Source organism: Streptomyces sp. NBC_01431, from assembly GCF_036231355.1.
Classification (GTDB): domain Bacteria; phylum Actinomycetota; class Actinomycetes; order Streptomycetales; family Streptomycetaceae; genus Streptomyces.
In genome coordinates this window covers 7,787,735-7,805,528 of the sequence record NZ_CP109496.1, presented here as the reverse complement: position 1 = coordinate 7,805,528, position 17,794 = coordinate 7,787,735, and the positions used below count along the sequence as shown (strand labels likewise).

Genomic DNA, 17,794 nt, shown 5'->3' with positions numbered 1-17,794 from the left:
TTCCTTTCCCTCCAAGGAGTTCCAGTGAAGAACGCCGGGCAGCTCTCGCGGCGCCAGATCCTCGCCGCCGCCGGTTTCGTCGGCCTCGCCACGCTCACCGCCTGCGGCAGCGGCGACGACGGCTCGGACAGCAGGGACCTGTCCAAGAAGCAGAACGGGGCGATGAAGCAGTACAGGCTGGGTGACCGGTTCCAGGCCACCAAAGCCCTGACCTTCTCGACACTGCACAACAACAACCCGGTCTATCCCACCAGGAAGAGCTGGCTCTTGTGGAAGGAGGTCACCAAACGCACCGGCGTCACCCTGGAGATCGTCGACGTCCCGCTCGCCGACTACGAGAAGAAGCGCGCTGTCCTCATCGGCTCGGGCGACGCCCCCTTCCTGATCCCGAAGACGTACCACCCCTCCGAGGTCCCGTTCGTCTCGTCGGGTGCGGTCATCCCGGTCAGCGAGTACGTGCACCTGATGCCCAACTACCAGGCCAGGGTGAAAAAGTGGCAGCTTGAGCCGGAGCTCGACTCCATCCGCCAGTCCGACGGCAAGTACTACCTGCTGCCGGGTCTGCACGAGAAGGTGAAGTCGGGCTACTCCCTCTCCCTGCGCACGGACGTCCTCGACAAGCTGAAGCTGTCGCTGCCGACCACGTGGGACGAGGTGTACGGCGTCTTCAAAGCGCTCAAGGAGGAGTACCCCGACAAGTACCCGATGACGGACCGCTGGAGCATCAACACCCCGTTCCCGTGCGGGGCGTTGTTCGGCTATCTCGGCCAGGCGTACGGAGTGAAGGCGGGCTGGAGCTACGACAACCTCAGCTATGACACCAAGGCCGGCAAGTTCGTCTTCACGGCCACGCAAGACGCCTTCAAAGCAATGGTCGACTACCTGCGAAGGCTTGTCGCCGAGAAGCTGCTCGACCCGGAGTCCTTCACACAGCAGGACGACCAAGCAGTGCAGAAGCTGCTCGCCGAGAAGTCGTTCGCCATCAGCGCCAACCCGCAGGAGCTGGTGCAGAACTACCGCTACAACCTGAACAAGCAGGTCAAGGGTGCGAAGATCGAGATGATCCCGGTACCGATCGGCCCGGCAGGCGAAGTCGTCCTCGGCGGGGCCCGTCTGGAGAACGGCGTGATGGTCTCCAGCAAGGCACTGAAGGCGGACACGTTCGTCGCCACGATGCAGTTCGTGGACTGGCTGTTCTACTCGGACGAGGGCCAGGAGTTCTGCAAGTGGGGCGTCGAGGGCGTCACGTACACGAAGACCGGCGGAACGTACCGGCTCAAGGACGGCATCAGCCTGATGGGCTCGAACCCGGACGCGCCACGGGACCTGCAGAAGGACTTCGGCTTCTTCAACGGCGTCTTCACGTACGGCGGCGGCTGGGAGCTGGTCTCCTCGTCGTTCAGCCCGGACGAGAAGAAGTTCCAGGACGCAATGGCGAAGCGGCGGCAGCTGCCGATCGATCCGCCGCACCCGCTGGACTCGGCCGAGCAGGAGCAGGCAACGCTGTGGGACACCCCGCTGAAGGACCTCACCATCCAGAACGCGCTGAAGTTCGTGCTCGGCAAGCGGCCGATGTCCGAATGGGACACGTTCCAGGGCGAGTTGAGGGCCAGAAACATGCGGCAACTCGTCGATCTGCACAACAAGGCGGCCGATCGTTTCAAGGAGAAGCACGCGTGACGGCCCCGTGGCGCACCTGCGTCGGCACCGGACGCCTCGAACTCGCCCTGCGCCGTGACTACCAGGAGTCCCTTGCCCTGGTGCAGCGCGAGATCGGCTTTCAGCACATCCGCGGGCACGGCTTGTTCAGTGACGGGATGGGGGTGCACCGGCCCTACGAGTGGGAGGGCGAGCGGCGGGTGCACCACTCGTTCACGTACGTCGATCAGATCATGGACACGTATCTGGACCTCGGCATCCGCCCGTTCCTGGAACTGGGCTTCATGCCTCGCGAGTTGGCATCCGGCGATCAGACCGTCTTCTGGTGGGCGGGGAACGTGACGCCGCCGTCCTCGCACCACGAGTGGGCAGATCTGGTGCGGACGACACTGAGCCATCTCATCGACCGGTACGGGATCCATGAGGTCCGCACCTGGCCCATCGAGGTGTGGAACGAGCCGAACCTCGACGTCTTCTGGGAGGGCGCCGACGAGTCCGCCTACCACCAGCTGTACGAGGTGACCGCACGCACGGTGAAGGAGGTCGACGCCTCGCTCCAGGTCGGCGGCCCGGCGATCTCGCCGGGCTCGGACGACTGGATAGGCCGCTTCGCCGAGTTCTGTACGGCCCGTGACGTACCGGTGGACTTCGTGTCGCGGCATGCGTACACCTCGGGCCCCGTCCAGGAGGTGCCGTTCGGCAGGTATCAGACCCTGGAACCGGCACGGGGCCTCCTCGACCAGTTCGCCCAGCCGCGCGAGGCGCTGAAGGGGACGCCACTCGCCGAGATTCCGGTACACATCACGGAGTTCAACTCGTCCTACCGTCCGGACAACGCGATACACGACACAGCCTTCAACACCGCCTACCTGGCGCCGGTGGTGGCCCAAGGCGGGGACCTCGTTGACTCCTTCTCGTACTGGACGTTCAGCGACATGTTCGAGGAGGTGGGGGTGCCGACGGCACTGTTCCACGGCGGCTTCGGGCTTTTGACGCACCGCCAGGTGCGGAAGCCGACCTACCACTTGTACGCCTTCATGGCGCGTACGGGCGAAGAGGTCCTGGCTCGGGGTGACGACCATCTCGTCACGCGGCACGCGGACGGGCGGGTCTCGGTGCTCGTGTGGGCGCCGGTCGATGCCAGTGGGGCGACGCCGGGATCACAGGGGCACACCGTCCGTCTGACCGTGCCGATGACGGGTGGGGAGGTGTTCCTGCGCCGGTCGAGCGTCGACGAGGAGCGCGGCAACGCGTACACGACATGGCGGCGCATGGGCAGCCCGCGCTCCCCGCGCCCGAGCCAGATCGACGTGCTGCATGAAGCGGCGGAGCCCGCCCGTTCCCATCTACGGCTTCCCGTACGGGAGTCGGAGGTCACGGTCGATCTCACACTGGAGCGACACGAGGTGACGCTCGTGGAGCTGAGCCCCGTCGAGGACGAAGCTCCTCCGTGGTGGGACGAGAGGCGCCTGCTCGGAGGCGGCCAGTGAGCTCGAAGGCCACGGCCGGGGCGGCGTTCGGCCGGGGCCCGCTGTCCCGGGGCGCTGCCTTGGTGCACACGCTGCTCACGGTCGAGGCACTGTTCCTGGCGACGCTGTCGCCGAGCCTCGCGGGCCTGCTCTTCCTCGGCGGCGCCCCGACCAATCTTCCACTGGCCGCGCTGTGTCTGCTGCCCCTGGGCCCGGCGCTCGCAGCCGCGCTATACGCGCTGCACCACCGCAGCACGGACCTCGCGGAACTCCACCCGGCCCAAACCTACCTGCGCGGACTGAACCTGAATTCCGTTGCCGCACTGCGTATATGGATGCCTCTTTCAGCCTGGATGACGGTCATCACCTACACCCTCACGCACTTCGCGGCGACCGGCCTGCCGAGTTGGTGGGCGGCGCTGCTCGCGGCCATCGGTTGCGGATCGCTGCTGTGGGGTGCCAACGCTCTTGTCCTGACAGCCCTGTTCACGTTCCGCGCGGTCGACACGGCGCGGCTCGCCGGGCACTTCCTTCTGCGCCGGCGAGGGGCGTCGGCGGGCGCGGCGAGTCTGCTCGTCGTCGCGGCGGCCGGGACGTGGTGGCTGACGGAGGCGCTGCCGTTGCTGCTCACCTCGCTGATGCTGCTGTCGCTGCTGCACAGCAGCCGACGGATGATAGCCGAGACCCGGGAGGACTTCACGTGCTGAGCGGCCAACGGATTCCGTATGGGTCCGTACGGGGGTGACTACAACCCCGAGCAGTGGTCGAAGGACGTCTGGGGCGAGGACCACCGCCTGTTCACGAAGGCGGGGACCGACATGCTCACCGTCGGCGTGTCCACATGTCGCTACTCCAACTTTCCCCGGACACCTACGACGTCACCGTGCCCGACGCCATCCTGGAGCGCGCCCACAGCGGGTTGGCGTCGCTCGGCGCGGTGACGCTGGGCGCGCGCACTCCCAGGACGTGGTGCACGCCTCTTGTCGTGCGGCCCGCACGACAGGCCTGTGGAGCACGGCGAAAGGTTCACGCCCGCCCCGCTGGGCGCCGCCGTGCACCGCCTTCAGTAGATCGTCCGGCCCTTCGCGTCCGGTACCCCGGACTTGCGCAGGAAGTAGCTGTTGACCTGGTCGCGCCACTCACGGGCGCCGCGCACCTGCTCGACGTACCGCTCGGCCACGCGGGCGTGCACATCCGGCGCGACCAGACCGGCGATCGACGCCCAGGTGCGCTGCGCCTCCTCGGCCTCCTCGACCCCTTCGAAGTGGGTGTCGTAGATGTGCTGGATCACGGTCTTCCCGCTGTGCAGCACATGGGCGTACGGCACATGGTGGAAGAAGAGGAGCAAGTCGTCTGGGCAGGTCGCAGGCGTCTCGTACATGTCCGACCAGGGCTTCGCGTACTGCGCCGCGTACCCGGTGCCGGTGGCCCGGCTGCGGTCGACGCCGATCCCGTCGCGGTCGGCGAAGTGGTAGGTACCCCAGGGGCTGTACTCGTACCCGTCGACGCTCGGCCCGTAGTGGTGGCCCGGCTGCACCATGAAGCCGACGCCGAGGGGTGCCGTGTATTTCTCGTACGTGGCCCAGGAGCCGGCCAGGACGGCGCGGATCCCGGCCCGCAGCCGCTCAGGGTCGCCAGTCAGATCGGGAGTGAACGTCAACTCGGTCCATTCAGCCACTATTTGACCAGGCTCGGCGTCCGGATTCCAGGCGAGCCGCCCGAACGCGTACAGGTTGAACTGCGCGAGCGGATGCCCCATCCAGAACGGATCGGCCCCGGCGTTCGACACCGCCACCAGGCCGCCCGCCAGTTCGCCGACGGTCGGGCCGCCGTCCCCTCGCGGCCGGAACCGCAGCACCTGTGACCACATCGGCGCGAGCGCGCACACATGGCGCTGCTGGCCGGTGTACTCCTGGGTGGCCTGGAGCTCGACGGCGAGCCGGGTGCGGGGCAGGGCGCCGATCACCGGGGAGACGGGTTCTCGGACCTGGAAGTCCATCGGGCCGTGTTTGACCTGGAGGGCGGCGTTGGCCGCGAACTTCCCGTCGAGCGGAGCGAAATGGTCGTAGGCGGCGCGGGCCCGGTCGGTGGTGCGGTCGCGCCAGTCCTGGGTGTGGTCGTAGACGAAGGCGCGCCAGTGCACGGTGCCGCCGTGCGGGGCGAGCGCCTCGGCGAGCAGGTTCGCGCCGTCGGCGTGGCTGCGACCGTACACGAAGGGGCCCGGCTGCCCCTCGGAGTCGGCCTTGACGACGAAGCCGCCGAAGTCGGGGATGCGCGCGTACACGTGGTCGACGGCTCGCCGCCACCACTCACGCACCCCCTTGTCGAGCGGATCCGCGGTGTCAAGACCGCCGAGGAGCATCGGTGCGGCGAAACTGACGGAGAGATGAGTGCGGACCCCGTACGCTCTCAACTCGCCTGCAATGGCTGCCACTTCGTCGGTGCGGTCGGTGAGCAGACGGGCCTCGGCCGCATGGACGTTGACGTTGTTGACGCTGAGGGCGTTGATCCCGCTGGCCGCGAGGAGCCGCCCATAGGCCCGCACCCGGGCAAGGTCGCCGCGTGCCGCGCCGTCCTGCCAGAACAATGAGCCGCCCGAGTAGCCGCGCTCGACCTGGCCCATGACGGGGTGGACGTCGACGTTGTCCCAGTGGTTCAGCATGCGCAGCGGGACAGCGGGCCGATGGGTCTCGGGCGGGGCCGAGGTGAACGCGGCCTCGCCGAGCCGCACGACGTGGAAGTAGCCGTACAGCAGCCCGGCACCGGTCGAGGCGGTGACGGTCGTGCACTCGGGCGTCCGGTGGAGGGTGAACTCCTCGGGTCGGGTCCCCTCGGCAATGCTCAGATGCAACTCGCCATCACCGCCTCCTCCGTGCAGCCCGCGGGCCCGCTCGACCTCGTACCGCACGGTGTCCACGAGCGGGCCGGTACCCGTGACCCGGCACCGTCGCGAGCCGATCGCGCGCAGCGCCTCGTCCGGGAGCCAGGCAGGATGCACGTCCCTGGCCGGTCCGGACGCGGCGGAGCCAGATACCACCATGGACGAATCCCCTCACAGGCCAGCACGTCGCAGCAGCAAGCACCTTGAGCTGAACGGATTCTCCCGGCCCCGACCCCTAATTCGTCAAGGCACTTACCAAATTAGCGACTCCGTTGCGTGCCGCGCCGAGCCGATATCAAGCATGTTGAAGTCCTGGGTGAACTTGGTGACACCCGGGGTCCGCCGGGCCCAACGCCTGCCGTCGACGAGACTGCCGGTGTTGGCCCCGGCCATGGTGGAGACCACGAGCGAGGGGTGGTCGAGGCTGCCGTCCAAGGCCGTGTGCGGGAAGAGGAGGGGGAGAGGGCGAGCCGGAACGGGCCATGACGTCGGAGCGCCGATCACGCGTCGCGCACGCGGCATCGGAGATGGCCACCGACGGCCGTCGGTGGTGACCGTTGAACTCCCCGCCGGATCTCAGCCGTTGCCCCGGGCCCCATTGACCCACGGCGCAGCTCACCTTACGGTCTGTCCGGTCTTCCGTTCAACGTCCGGGATATCGAACAAAGTTGAGGCAGTCATGACTCGTATCGCCCGCTTCGCACTCCATCCGGGCTTCACCGTCGCCGATGTGGACCCCCGCCTCTTCGGCTCCTTCGTGGAGCACCTGGGCCGCTGCGTCTACACTGGCATCTTCGAGCCGGGCCACCCCACGGCGGACGAGGCCGGACTCCGCGGCGACGTACTCGACCTCATCCGCGAACTCGGCGTCACCGCCGTCCGCTACCCCGGCGGCAACTTCGTCTCCGGGTACAAGTGGGAGGACTCCATAGGCCCCGTGGCGGACCGTCCGCGCCGGCTCGACCTGGCCTGGCGCTCGACGGAGACCAACCGCTTCGGCCTCTCCGAGTACATCGCTTTCGTCAAGAAGCTGGGCCCCGAGGCCGAACCGATGATGGCCGTCAACCTCGGCACCAGAGGCGTCCTCGAAGCGCTGGAGCTCCAGGAGTACGCCAACCACCCCTCGGGCACGGCACTGTCCGACCTACGCGCCGCACACGGCGACAAGGCGCCCTTCGGGATCAGGATGTGGTGCCTGGGCAACGAGATGGACGGCCCCTGGCAGACCGGCCACAAGACCGCCGGGGAATACGGCCGCCTCGCCGCCGAGACCGCCCGCGCGATGCGCCAGATCGACCCGGCCGTCGAACTCGTCGTCTGCGGCTCCTCGGGCCAGTCGATGGAGACCTTCGGCGCCTGGGAGGCCACGGTGCTCGCCGAGACGTACGACCTCGTCGACCACATATCCCTGCACGCGTACTACGAGGAACTCGACGGAGACCGGGACTCGTTCCTCGCCTCGGCCGTCGACATGGAGTCCTTCATCGAGAACGTCGTCGCCACCTGCGACCACGTGGGCGCTCGCCTCAAGTCGAAGAAGCGGATCAACCTCTCCTTCGACGAATGGAACGTCTGGTACCTCTCCCGCACCGAGGCCGAGGTCAGCGCCCTCGACTGGCCCCAGACCCCGCGCTTGCTTGAGGACAACTACACCGTCACGGACGCGGTCGTCTTCGGCTCGCTCCTCATCGCTCTGCTCCGGCACGCGGACCGGGTGACCGTCGCCTGCCTGGCGCAGCTGGTCAACGTCATCGCGCCGATCCTCACGGAGCCCGGCGGCCCCGCCTGGCGCCAGACCACGTTCTTCCCCTTCGCCCAGGCTTCGCGCCACGGCCGCGGGCAGGTCCTGAACGTGCGGGTCGACTCGCCGACGTACGAGACGAAGAGGTACGGCGAGGTCCCGCTCCTGCACGCCACGGCGGTGCGAGCCGACGACGGCACCGTCACGGTGTTCGCGGTCAACCGCAGCCAGACCGACGCCCTGCCGCTCGAAGTCACCCTTGTGGGACTCGATTTGACGGCCGTCGTGGAGCACAGCGCGCTGGCCGACGCCAACCCCGAGGCCCGCAACACCCTGGCCGACCCTGAGCGCGTCGCCCCGCACGGGGCGACCGGCACCGTGCTGGAGAACGGCGCGCTCAGCGCGACCCTCGAACCGCTGTCCTGGAATATGATCCGCCTCGCCTGACCGACTGAGATGTGGAGCCGGCGGCGGGGCATCGCCTAACGGCGCCCGCCCCCGTCGCCGGGATTCGTCACAGGGCGATGATCTGCCGCTGCTGCCGTGCCAGTGACGCGTACGGCGGTTGCTCGATGGCGGCGCCGTCGGCGGCTTCGCCATCCTCGACGGCCAGGCAGAGTCCGCTGGAGCGGTTGACGAGGAAGTAGTGGCCGTCACCGGTCGGCTTTGCCGCCCGGCCGCCGATCCGGACGCCGCCCATGTTGGCGTAGCCGCCGATGGCCGCGGTCGCCTGGATTCGCACGAAGCCGTTGTTCCGGGCGCAGTTGCCTCGGCAGCGGCGGCCTGGAAGTGTCGGAGCTCCAGGCTGCTCCGACTTCGGCGAGCCGGTTGACGATGTTGGTGTCAAGCATTGGGGATGCCACGGCGTTCACGGTCCCCCAGAAAACACCCACTCGCGCAAGGTCGCCCGGTTGATGCCCAGGTCAGCAGCGATGCTCTTGTAGACCGCCCCGGGTATGGACTCGTACAGGGCCACGGCATCGGCCTTGCACTCGTCCGAGTAGTCCTTCATCGCCATTGGCGGTCTTCTCGCTTCCTCCGGATCAATCAGACCCAGTATCAGCGTGTCCACCACTCAGGGGGTGGCCCCTGTGGCACACCCCTCTGTGCGACACCGGCAGATGATCAGGATCGGTTGGGCTTGAAGCGCGGTTGTTGTGACACGGATCTGGCCAAGCCCGGCTGTTGATGGCAGGCAAGATACCGACGGTCTCGGTGGCGCGGTTGAGGCGGAACGCTGGCAACAACGTGTGATATCTGAGGGCCCGTCAAACTCTCAGAAACCAACACGCTCATTCATCATGTGACATATCACAGTGCCATTGCACTGTGATGTCAAGAGAGTTGGCAGCCCCACTTCTCCGACGACCCCTCGCGGGCGGGAGCACGGAAGAGACCGTGCGCGTGTCGATGGCGATTTGCCCCGATTGCTCATCGTCCGACTTTGGGCCTGCCGGACACATCGTCAACGATTCAGCGGGATCGCCTGCCTGCGGGCAAGGCCCAAGCCCGCTCCCCTCCCGGGGCCCCCAGTAGAAGTGACGCTCCATCAATTCGCCCGCACTTCTGAGCAGTTGAGAATGAATCGCCGTCCGGTCCCGGCGATCCGACTGCCCGTCGTGGTCGCGAAGGATCGGTGCGCGAACCCTTGAGGTCGCCTTCCCCGGCTGGCTATCATGCGTTGCTTTCTGTTTGAAGATTCCTCCAGCCGTCGATCTCTGGAGATGGATTCAACAGAACCCAACAAGCCACCTCGTTCGTGCAATCGCGCACACCTGGAGTTCTCCATGCGTCTACGCCTACCCGTGCCCCTACCCCTACCCCGCGCCGCACTTCACGCGCTCACCGCGCTGTCGCTCGCGGTATCGGGCCTCGCCGCCGTCGTCGCCGGGTCCTCCCCGGCGGCGGCTCTGGACAACGGACTTGCCCTCACCCCTCCCATGGGTTGGAACTCCTGGAACACCCTGGGCACCGCGGTGACCCAGGATCAGGTCGTCCAGACGATCGACTTCATGGCCTCGCGCGGCCTGGCGGCGGCCGGCTACAACACCGTCACCATCGACGACGGCTGGTCGGTCAACCACCGCGACGGCCAGAGCACCGGCCTGGTCAAGAACTCCTACGGCGCCATGCAGCTCTACGACGCCAACCGCAACCCCACGAGTGGCACCGACGGAAGTGGATTCGACCTGACGACGGGTCACCTCATTCCGGACCCGGACCACTTCCCGTCCCACACCGTCAACGGGAAGACCCTCAACGGCATCGAGTACCTGAGCTGGTACGCCCACAGCAAAGGCATGAAGTTCGGCCTGTACGCCACCGACACCTACACCACCTGCCAAGGGCACCCGGGCAGCCTCGGGCACGAGGCGGTCGATGCCGCCGACTTCGTCTCCTGGGGCGTGGACTACGTCAAGTACGACGACTGCCCCTACGGTCCGCAGATCACCGGTCCGGACGGCTACAACTACTACACACAGGGCGAGGGAAGGGAGCTGACGCGGTCCATCTATGCCCGGGTCCAGGACTTCCAGCGGGCACTCGACGCGACGTCCGCCGCGCAGGGGCGCCCGCGGGTGGCGCTCAGCGTCTCGGCGCAGCCGGTGCACACCGGTGTGCCCTACTTGCTGGCGCAGGACGACCCCGCCCGTAGCGACCCCGTCATCACTGCCACGGGCACCCCCGCGCGCCAGGCCCCGGGGTACGCCCCGACCGGCGTCTGGTGCGGGCAGGTGGCGAACCTCTGCCGGATCGGCGGCGACCGCGGCCCGGACCTGGAAGGCGTGCTCTACAACGGCCAGTTGCAGACCGCCCTGCGCTACCCGGGCAATGTCAGACCGGGAAGCTGGAATGACATGGACATGATGTTTGCTGGCTGGCAGAGCCCCTACGGGCTGTACGGCGTCACCGACACCTGCACCTGCCACAAACCCATGAGCGACACCGAGTCGCGCAGCGAGATGTCGGTCCTGGCGATGATGGCCTCCCCACTCATCACCGGCGCGGACCTACGTACTCCGGCCGACTCCCAGCACACATACAACGGTGTCACCTGGTCCACCGGCATCAGCGACTCCGCCTTGGCGATCTACAAGAACTCCGATGTGATCGCCGTCGACCAGGACGGCGCCAAGCCCGCCACTCTGGTCGGAAACCCACCGAGCAGCAGTACCGCACCGCTCGTCCTCAAGCGGCCCCTGGCAAACGGTGACACCGCCGTGCTGCTGGTCAACCAGGACCCGTCCAACACCCAGACCATTTCGACCGACTTGAGCACGCTCGGCCTCACCGGCCCCGGCTACTCCTCCAAGGAGCTGTGGACCGGCGCCACCGGCAACGTCACCGGGACGATCAGCGCGCCGGTCGCCCCGCACGGAGTCGCGCTGTACCGGCTCAGGCCGCTGCCGGCCACGGTTCCTGCGGCCGTGATCGGGGACGGCCGGTACCACGGCATCAGCGCCGGCGGCACCGGCGGCCAGGTCCTTGAGGTCCAGGGCACCTGCAGCGCCTCCGACGGCTCGACCACCGACATCAACACCTGGTGGAGTTCGCACACTTCGGAGCAGTGGCGGTTCGACCCCAACTCCGACGGCACCGTGCACATCACCGACAACTGCTCCACCGGCACGCAGGCCCACGGCACGCTGACCGGGCCCGCTTCGGTCGGCGGACGAGCCTGGGTACTCAACGGCTACGACCCGAACAGCCCGTACCAGAAATGGCGCGTGGTCCAGAACACCAGCACCGGCCACCTGGCCATCACAAACGTGGCGACCGGTCTGGAACTGGATGCCCCGCAGGCCACGGCCACCTCGCCCGTCGTCCTCGACCAGCCCGATACGGCAGCGTCCGGGCAGACATGGACCCTCATGTCCTGACCCACCTGTCCCGCACAGGCGTCGCCCGCAGGCGGCCCGGTGACCCACCGGGCCGCCCCTCCGGGGTATGCGGCTTCGGCGGCATGCCGCCCCCAAGCGGGCGTGCCCGGACTGACGACCTCGTCGCCGCGTCCAGAGCCAGAAGGAAATCAGCAGCACTTCAACTCCCGCCGGGGCAGCCCGGCGACGACTCGGAGGACGCCCTCACATGACCATGCCCACGGCACCCGCCGAGTTCCCTGGCGGTCCCGGACTGTTCGGGCTCAGCCCACGGGTGGCCCACCTCAACCACGGGTCCTTCGGCGCCGTACCACGACCGGTGGCGCAGGCCCAGCGACGCCTGCTGACGGAGGCGGACGCCGACCCCGATGCCTTCTTTCTGGCCGCGCCGGACCGCCTCGCCGCATCCCGCGGTCGCGTCGCCGATCACCTGGGCGCCGACCGGGAGGAGCTCGCCTTCGTCACCAACGCAACCGAGGCCGCCCATGTCGTGATGGACGCGCTGCGTCTGCGGCAGGACGACGAGATCCTGGTGACCGACCACGGTTATGGGACTGTCGTCCGGGCAGCGGCTCGCCGAGCCCGCCTGAACACCGTCTCCCTCGACCCGGCACTGCCCGACGAGGACGCCGTGCGCGAGGCGGTGCTCGCCGCCGTGACGCCCCGTACGACGGTGGCGTTGCTCGACCAGATCAGTTCGCCCACCGCACGACAGATCGCCACGCCCACGCTGCTGGCCGACCTCGCCGAGCGCGGGGTGACCACGGTCGTGGACGGCGCCCACGCGCCCGGCATGCTGGCCGAACCGCTCTCCGGCCGACCCGACTTCTGGTTCGGCAATCTGCACAAGTGGGGGTACGCTCCGCCGGGCACCGCCGTGCTGGCGGTGGCCCCGGCTCACCGGACCGGGGTGCGTGCGCCTGTCCGCTCGTGGGAGGACCACCGGGGCTTCCCCCGTGCCGTGGAGTACCGGGCCACCATCGATTACACCGGCTGGCTCGTCGCCCCCGAAGGGCTGGACCTGCTTGCCCAGCTCGGTGCCCAACGGGTTCGCGCCCACAACAGCGCCCTGGCCGCATACGGTGCCGAACTGCTCGCCCGCACCGCGGGACTGACTCCGCTGCCGGGCCACGACGCACTGGCCATGCGTGCGCTGCGCCTGCCGCCAGGGGTGGCCCGCACCCTCGACGAGGCCGCCGCGCTGCGCGAGACGATCGCCGCCCGGCTCGGTTGCCGGGTGCTGATCTGGCCCTGGCCGGGCGGGGGCGGCATCCGGATCTGCGGACAGATCTACAACAAGCCCCAGGAGTACGAGCACTTGGCGGCGAACCTGCGCGCCCTGCTGGCCGGACGCTGAAGCGTGCGACCGCCCCTCGCACCCGTGGAGCGGGCAGGGAGCCCCGCGGGTGCGGCCACGTCGCCGGGTGGGGTGGGGACGACCGGCCCCTATGGGGCACGGCCCCATACAGACGGTCGACGCTATGGGTTTCGTCCCCACAGCAGACGGCCGACGCCATGGGGTACGTCCCCATAAGGCCCCACCACACCTACAGTGCTCGGCACAGCAGCGCGTCCGGTGCGGACGAGGAGCCCACGCGGGCGGTGTAGGCGATCCCGGCCGCGTACTCGCCCTCGGCGCACTGGCCCTTGTAGCTGCCGTACGCGAATTCACCGCCCGCGGATCCGGCGGGGCGGTTGTCGCCCCGGTCGAACCACACGGTGCGGCCGGTGGCCCCGAGCGGGGTGCGGGCCGGTACGCACAGTGCCGACGAAAGGGCCGCGCCGCGCACCGCGTACCCGGTCAGGAATTGTCCGGCTGGGCACTCCAGCTTGGTGTAACCGTTCGCCCAGTCCCCGCGGGTGACGTACCGCTCGTCCCGTACGACGGTATATCCCTCGCCCGCCGCTCGCAGGTCGCCCGTGCCGGTATCGGTGCAGAGGCCGCGGCCCCCGGTGTGGGCCAGGGCGATGAGACGCTGGCCGTCGGGGCAGGCCCCCTTGCGGGCGCCCGGGTCCCAGTCGCCGAGGGCCGCGATGCGCAGCGACCGGACGGCGTCCGCGTGGTCGAGGTCCAGCATGTTCCACCGCGCCGGCACGGCGATCGGGCCGGTACGGGAAGGGTAGTTGAGCAGGTTCTGCCAGCCGGCCGCGCGCCAGTCGGTCCCGTCGAGCACTCCGGAGCGGTGCCCGGCGGTGTCGTAGCGCAGCAACGCGTAGTCGTCGCCCTGCCCGGCAGGTCCGCTCCAGCCGACCAGCGGCCAGTACCCGAAATCTGCGTCGTTCGTGGCGAGGTAGTCCGTGAAGTTGGCGAACCAGGCGCGGGCCTTGGGCTCGGTTTCCGTGGCACCGGTGCCGAATTCGCTGATCCACAGCGGTGCCGTGTAGTGCTGTCCCTCGTCGGTGACGAAGAACGCCTCCTGCCGCAGCACGTCGTAGAGGTCGGTGCGGGACAGGTCCTGGTAGCGGGGGTCATGGGTCTCGCCGGTGCCGTAGGCGCCCGAGTGGTTCGGTCCGGTGAAGCCGTAGAAGTGCGCCGAGTACACCAGCTTTCCGGACCGCAGCAGGGTGTGTGAGAGCGTACGGGCGGGGGTGAGGGTGGGGCGGCCATGAGGGAGTCCGTCGACGGGGATCCCCGTCCAGTTGATCCCCTCGATGACGATGAGCAGGTCCGGATCGGCCTGGGTCTGGATACGGTCGGCCGCCTGCTGGGCGGCGGTGAACCAGTCGTGGTCGTCGCCGCCGCCCCAGTTGGGGTCGTCCAGGATCGTGCGCCGTACCTCGTTGTACAGGTCGGCGCCCACGACGCGCTTGTTGTCCCGGTAGCGGCCCGCCATGAACGCCCAGTCGTCCACCCATTGGGCGGTCGACTGCGAGGTGTTCCAGCGTTCGTTCCCGTCGAGGCCGCAGCACCAACGCGCCATGTTGGTGTGGTTGTTGAGGATGACCGCGAAGCCGTCCTGGGTGAGGGCATCGACAACGGCGTCGTACACCTGGAGAGGTGTTCTGCCGCGCAGCTGGGGGTTGGCGGCGACGGCAGCGTCCGGGACGGGGAGGGTGTTGTGGACCAGCGCGTTGGAGAAGGGCAGCCGCACGCTGTTGATGCCGAGTTGGTGGAAGTCGGCGAGGAGGCCGGCGAGCGGCACCCGGTCCAGGCCGATGGGAATGTTGAAGGAGTCCTCGCCCGCATGATGGTTGGCGGGGTCGGCACTGTCGCCCGATCCGGTCCAACTTCCTTGAGCACCACCCCAGTTGGCGGACTTGAGCTTGAACCTGCTGCCGCCGGCGTCGACGATGTAGTGGCCCCTGGTGGACAGTGGCCCGGTCCAGGAGTCGGCGAGGGACTTCGCCGAGCGGCCCGCTTCCGCGGTTGCTGCCGACGCCATGGGCGCGGAGCCGCTGATGAAGAGCCCGGCCGTCACGACCAGGGCCAGGGTGCAGCGCGACAGAAGACCGATCATCCGTTGCTCCTTCTCGACAGGCCGCCCCGGACGTCGAGTTGAGGCACTCGGTGGGCAACGCCTCGGCGCCTCAGAGCAGCATGAAGTCCTGTTACCGTCGGGTACAACGGGCCGATGGGTAAAGGAATCACCAAGAGGGATGGGCGATGATGAGTGTGCGGGGTGGGAGGCTGGGCGAAAGTGTCTCCGCACATCAGGTGGGCCAAGGCGAACAGGCCTCCTCACCGGTCAACTCCGCGTCTGGCAACGTGAGATCGGCACACGCCGAGGACTCTGCCGGTCAGCCGCCAGGACGGCTCCGGCAGCGCCCGGCGCCGCGCAAAGGACGACGCCCCCGGGAAGGGGCCGTCTGTCTTGTCGAGCTCGGACACGATGCCCCGTCGCTCAGGGGTCGCATGTAGTGGGCCAGCGTCGAGTACCCGCCGGAGAAGCCGCGTTCGTCCTGACCCCCGCGTCCTCCCGGCTTGTCGATCTCCACCATTCGTACCGGCGGCGGGAAGTAGCACCCCGACGACACGCGCTTGTAGCGGTTGCCCCGCAGGTCAGCCTCGAACTGCTCGATCGACTCGCCGTCGACGCCCGCCGCGCCTCACCGGTCGGGGGCCCGACGACCGGGCCGTCTGCGGGACGCTTTCGGCGCCGACCACGGCGCGGTCCGTGCTGGCGACCGCCCCGGCCCGTCCGGCGGTACAGCGTCCGGCTCGGCCTTCACCGCCCGCCGAGGTCTGTGGGGGGAGCCGAGATAGGTGAGAACGGCGAGGACGCGCCGGTGGCCGCTGTCCTCGGGTGGGAGTTCGAGCTTCACGAAGATGTTGCCGACGTGCTTGTGCACGGCCCGCTCCGTGACGACGAGGCGGTCGGCGATCTCGGAGTTGCCGTATCCCTGGGCCATCATCGCGAGTACCTCGCGTTCACGCTCCGTCAGCCGCGTCAGCGGGTTGGCGCCCGTCGCCAGGAGTTGGCGGACCACTTCGGGGTCGAGCGCGGTGCCGCCGGCCGCCACCCGGTGGAGGGCGTCGAGGAAGTCGTCGACGCGGGCGACGCGGTCCTTGAGGAGGTAGCCGACGCCGGTGCCGTCGGCGATGAGCTCTCGGGCGTAGGTGTCCTCGACGTACTGGGAGAGCACGAGGACGGGGAGGCCGGGGACGTGTTCCCTGGCGCGGAGTGCCGCTCTGATGCCCTCGTCGGTGAAGGTCGGGGGGAGGCGGACGTCGACCACAGCCACGTCCGGACGGTGGGCGAGAGCCGCCGTCACGAAGGAGTCGGCGTCCTGGGTGACGGCGGGCACCTCGTTCCCCAGGGCTTCCAGCATCGCGGAAAGCCCCCGTGCGAGGAGTGCGTTGTCCTCGGCGATCAGGATGCGCACGGGCACTCCACAATGATGACGGTGGGGCCGCCTAGCGGGCTCTGCACCCGCAGTACGCCGTCGACTGCCTCGACGCGTCGGCGCATGCCGCGTAGCCCGGTGCCGCCGCCCTCGGCCGCCCCGCCCCGGCCGTCGTCGATGATCTCCGCGCGGAGCGTGTCGTCGACCCTGGCCAGGGTGACCGACGCGGAGCGGGCGTGGCTGTGTTTGGCCGCGTTGGTGAGGGCCTCGGTGATGGCGAAGTACACGGCGACCTCGACCTGCGCCGGTACCGGGCCCAGTTCGTCAAGGTGCGCGGTGGCGGGCACGGGGCAGCGGGCGACGACGGCCGAGAGCGCGCCGGCCAGGCCCCGGTTGGCGAGGACCGGCGGGTAGACGGAGCGCAGGAAGTCGCGCAGTTCAGCCATCGCTTCCTCGGCGCCTTCCCGCGCCCGGGTCAGCAGCGGGCCCACGGCCGCGGGGTCGGAGCCGAGGGTCCGTTCGGCGAGGCCGAGCTGCATGGCGAGGGATACGAGCCGGGCCTGGGTGCCGTCGTGCAGGTCGCGTTCGATGCGGCGCAACTCGTCGCCGTGCGCCTTGATCGCCCCGGTCCGCGTGTGGTCCAGGGCCGCCACGCGCTCGGCGAGTGCCGCGGCGGCCGAGGGGGCGAGCAGCCGCCGACTCGATGCCGCCGCCAGCCTGGCGATCAGGGGTGGGCCGAACCGGGCGAGCAGCAGGCTGAGCAGGAGCTGGGGCACTCCGGCGTAGACCGCGGATCCCCAGCCGTCGATCGGGACATTCAGCAGGGGCCGGATCGGATCGTCGGCGGGGAACAGCCACCAGAGACAGATCAGGACGAGGACGGCCGCCGGAAGCAGGAAGATCGCCGCGCCGATGAACCCGAGCAGGGTTCCGGCGACCGCCATGCAGGGCGCCCAGCGCAGGTCGCGGCGGCCAGCCGGGTCGGACAGCACTGCCATCAGGGTGCTTCGGGGGTGCGGTCCGGCCGGCGTGGCGGGTGTCGCCGTCCAGCGTCCCAGCTGGATGCGCTCGGCGTCGGCGAGCCGGCGCAGCAGCCGGAGTTCGAGCGGCAGGACGAGCAGGCCCACGCCGACGAGGCAGAGCACGGCGGAGTACACCAGCACGGGTACCAGCACGACGAGGGCCACGCCGTGGGCGGACACGGCGGCGCAGTAGCCGGCGGCGCGGGCGGAGCGCAGCGCGTGCCTACGGGCCGTTGATAGGTCAATCACCGCACCCAGTCTTCCTCCCCCGGCCTCCCGGCACAGTGGGGCCAGCTACACCATGTTGAGGGGAGCGCGCACGATCGCCCTGGTCACCCTGTGGTTCGTAGCGTCGC

The 17,794-nt window shown here is 69.0% G+C and carries 12 protein-coding genes and 1 pseudogene; 7 read left to right on the top strand and 6 right to left on the bottom strand.

What is annotated here, in order from left to right:
* Window positions 1-24: 24 nt before the first annotated feature.
* The 4 genes and pseudogenes from OG522_RS35595 to OG522_RS35580 all read left to right on the top strand — a co-directional run.
* On the top strand, window positions 25-1,680 hold the full coding sequence (locus tag OG522_RS35595) for an ABC transporter substrate-binding protein (protein WP_329467166.1): 1,656 nt from the start codon (window positions 25-27) through the stop codon (window positions 1,678-1,680).
* Window positions 1,677-3,149: a GH39 family glycosyl hydrolase gene (locus tag OG522_RS35590; protein ID WP_329467165.1), complete on the top strand. Its 1,473-nt coding sequence runs from the start codon at window positions 1,677-1,679 to the stop codon at window positions 3,147-3,149. The genes OG522_RS35595 and OG522_RS35590 overlap by 4 nt, the downstream gene beginning before the upstream one ends.
* Window positions 3,146-3,835 (top strand): hypothetical protein, encoded by a 690-nt coding sequence (locus OG522_RS35585; RefSeq protein WP_329467164.1) that lies wholly within the window; start codon window positions 3,146-3,148, stop codon window positions 3,833-3,835. Before OG522_RS35590 ends, OG522_RS35585 begins: the two co-directional genes overlap by 4 nt.
* A gap of 18 nt (window positions 3,836-3,853) precedes the next feature.
* Window positions 3,854-3,922, top strand: a pseudogene (locus OG522_RS35580) (hypothetical protein); the annotation flags it as partial.
* A 269-nt stretch (window positions 3,923-4,191) separates the two neighbouring features.
* Here the strand turns inward: OG522_RS35580 and OG522_RS35575 are convergent.
* On the bottom strand, window positions 4,192-6,168 hold the full coding sequence (locus OG522_RS35575) for an alpha-glucuronidase (protein ID WP_329467163.1): 1,977 nt from the start codon (window positions 6,166-6,168) through the stop codon (window positions 4,192-4,194).
* A gap of 520 nt (window positions 6,169-6,688) precedes the next feature.
* Between OG522_RS35575 and arfA the strand changes: the two genes are divergently transcribed.
* Entirely contained in the window at window positions 6,689-8,197 is a 1,509-nt protein-coding gene (gene arfA, locus OG522_RS35570; RefSeq protein ID WP_329467162.1) for an arabinosylfuranosidase ArfA, read from the top strand.
* A gap of 67 nt (window positions 8,198-8,264) precedes the next feature.
* On the opposite strand, the gene OG522_RS35565 is transcribed toward arfA, so the two are convergent.
* Both OG522_RS35565 and OG522_RS35560 read right to left on the bottom strand, forming a co-directional pair.
* Window positions 8,265-8,492 (bottom strand): RICIN domain-containing protein, encoded by a 228-nt coding sequence (locus tag OG522_RS35565; protein ID WP_329467161.1) that lies wholly within the window; start codon window positions 8,490-8,492, stop codon window positions 8,265-8,267.
* A 126-nt stretch (window positions 8,493-8,618) separates the two neighbouring features.
* A complete protein-coding gene (locus tag OG522_RS35560; protein WP_443074794.1) occupies window positions 8,619-8,768 on the bottom strand; it encodes a transposase in 150 nt (49 codons plus the stop codon).
* A gap of 769 nt (window positions 8,769-9,537) precedes the next feature.
* Between OG522_RS35560 and OG522_RS35555 the strand changes: the two genes are divergently transcribed.
* The gene (locus OG522_RS35555) at window positions 9,538-11,631 is read left to right on the top strand and encodes an alpha-galactosidase (RefSeq protein WP_329467160.1); all 2,094 of its coding nucleotides are present in this window, start codon (window positions 9,538-9,540) and stop codon (window positions 11,629-11,631) included.
* A 208-nt stretch (window positions 11,632-11,839) separates the two neighbouring features.
* A complete protein-coding gene (locus OG522_RS35550; RefSeq protein WP_329467159.1) occupies window positions 11,840-12,988 on the top strand; it encodes an aminotransferase class V-fold PLP-dependent enzyme in 1,149 nt (382 codons plus the stop codon).
* Window positions 12,989-13,178: 190 nt separating this feature from the next.
* Here OG522_RS35550 and OG522_RS35545 read toward each other — a convergent pair whose 3' ends face one another.
* The 3 genes from OG522_RS35545 to OG522_RS35535 form a co-directional block, all read right to left on the bottom strand.
* On the bottom strand, window positions 13,179-15,089 hold the full coding sequence (locus tag OG522_RS35545) for a glycoside hydrolase family 5 protein (RefSeq protein WP_329467158.1): 1,911 nt from the start codon (window positions 15,087-15,089) through the stop codon (window positions 13,179-13,181).
* Between the two features lie 589 nt (window positions 15,090-15,678).
* Window positions 15,679-16,461 carry a response regulator transcription factor gene (locus OG522_RS35540; protein ID WP_329467157.1) on the bottom strand — a complete coding sequence of 261 codons (783 nt, stop codon included), beginning with the start codon at window positions 16,459-16,461 and terminating at the stop codon, window positions 15,679-15,681.
* Complete coding sequence (locus OG522_RS35535; protein WP_329467156.1) at window positions 16,443-17,687, bottom strand: sensor histidine kinase; 1,245 nt, start codon at window positions 17,685-17,687, stop codon at window positions 16,443-16,445. The genes OG522_RS35540 and OG522_RS35535 overlap by 19 nt, the downstream gene beginning before the upstream one ends.
* Window positions 17,688-17,794: the final 107 nt, after the last annotated feature.

Bases quoted from the DNA above. Each gene is read 5' to 3' on its own strand.
- OG522_RS35575 (WP_329467163.1), bottom strand. From the start codon at position 6,168: ATGGTGGTATCTGGCTCCGCCGCGTCCGGACCGGCCAGGGACGTGCAT.
- arfA (WP_329467162.1), top strand. From the start codon at position 6,689: ATGACTCGTATCGCCCGCTTCGCACTCCATCCGGGCTTCACCGTCGCC.
- OG522_RS35560 (WP_443074794.1), bottom strand. From the start codon at position 8,768: ATGGCGATGAAGGACTACTCGGACGAGTGCAAGGCCGATGCCGTGGCC.
- OG522_RS35555 (WP_329467160.1), top strand. From the start codon at position 9,538: ATGCGTCTACGCCTACCCGTGCCCCTACCCCTACCCCGCGCCGCACTT.
- OG522_RS35550 (WP_329467159.1), top strand. From the start codon at position 11,840: ATGACCATGCCCACGGCACCCGCCGAGTTCCCTGGCGGTCCCGGACTG.
- OG522_RS35545 (WP_329467158.1), bottom strand. From the start codon at position 15,089: ATGATCGGTCTTCTGTCGCGCTGCACCCTGGCCCTGGTCGTGACGGCC.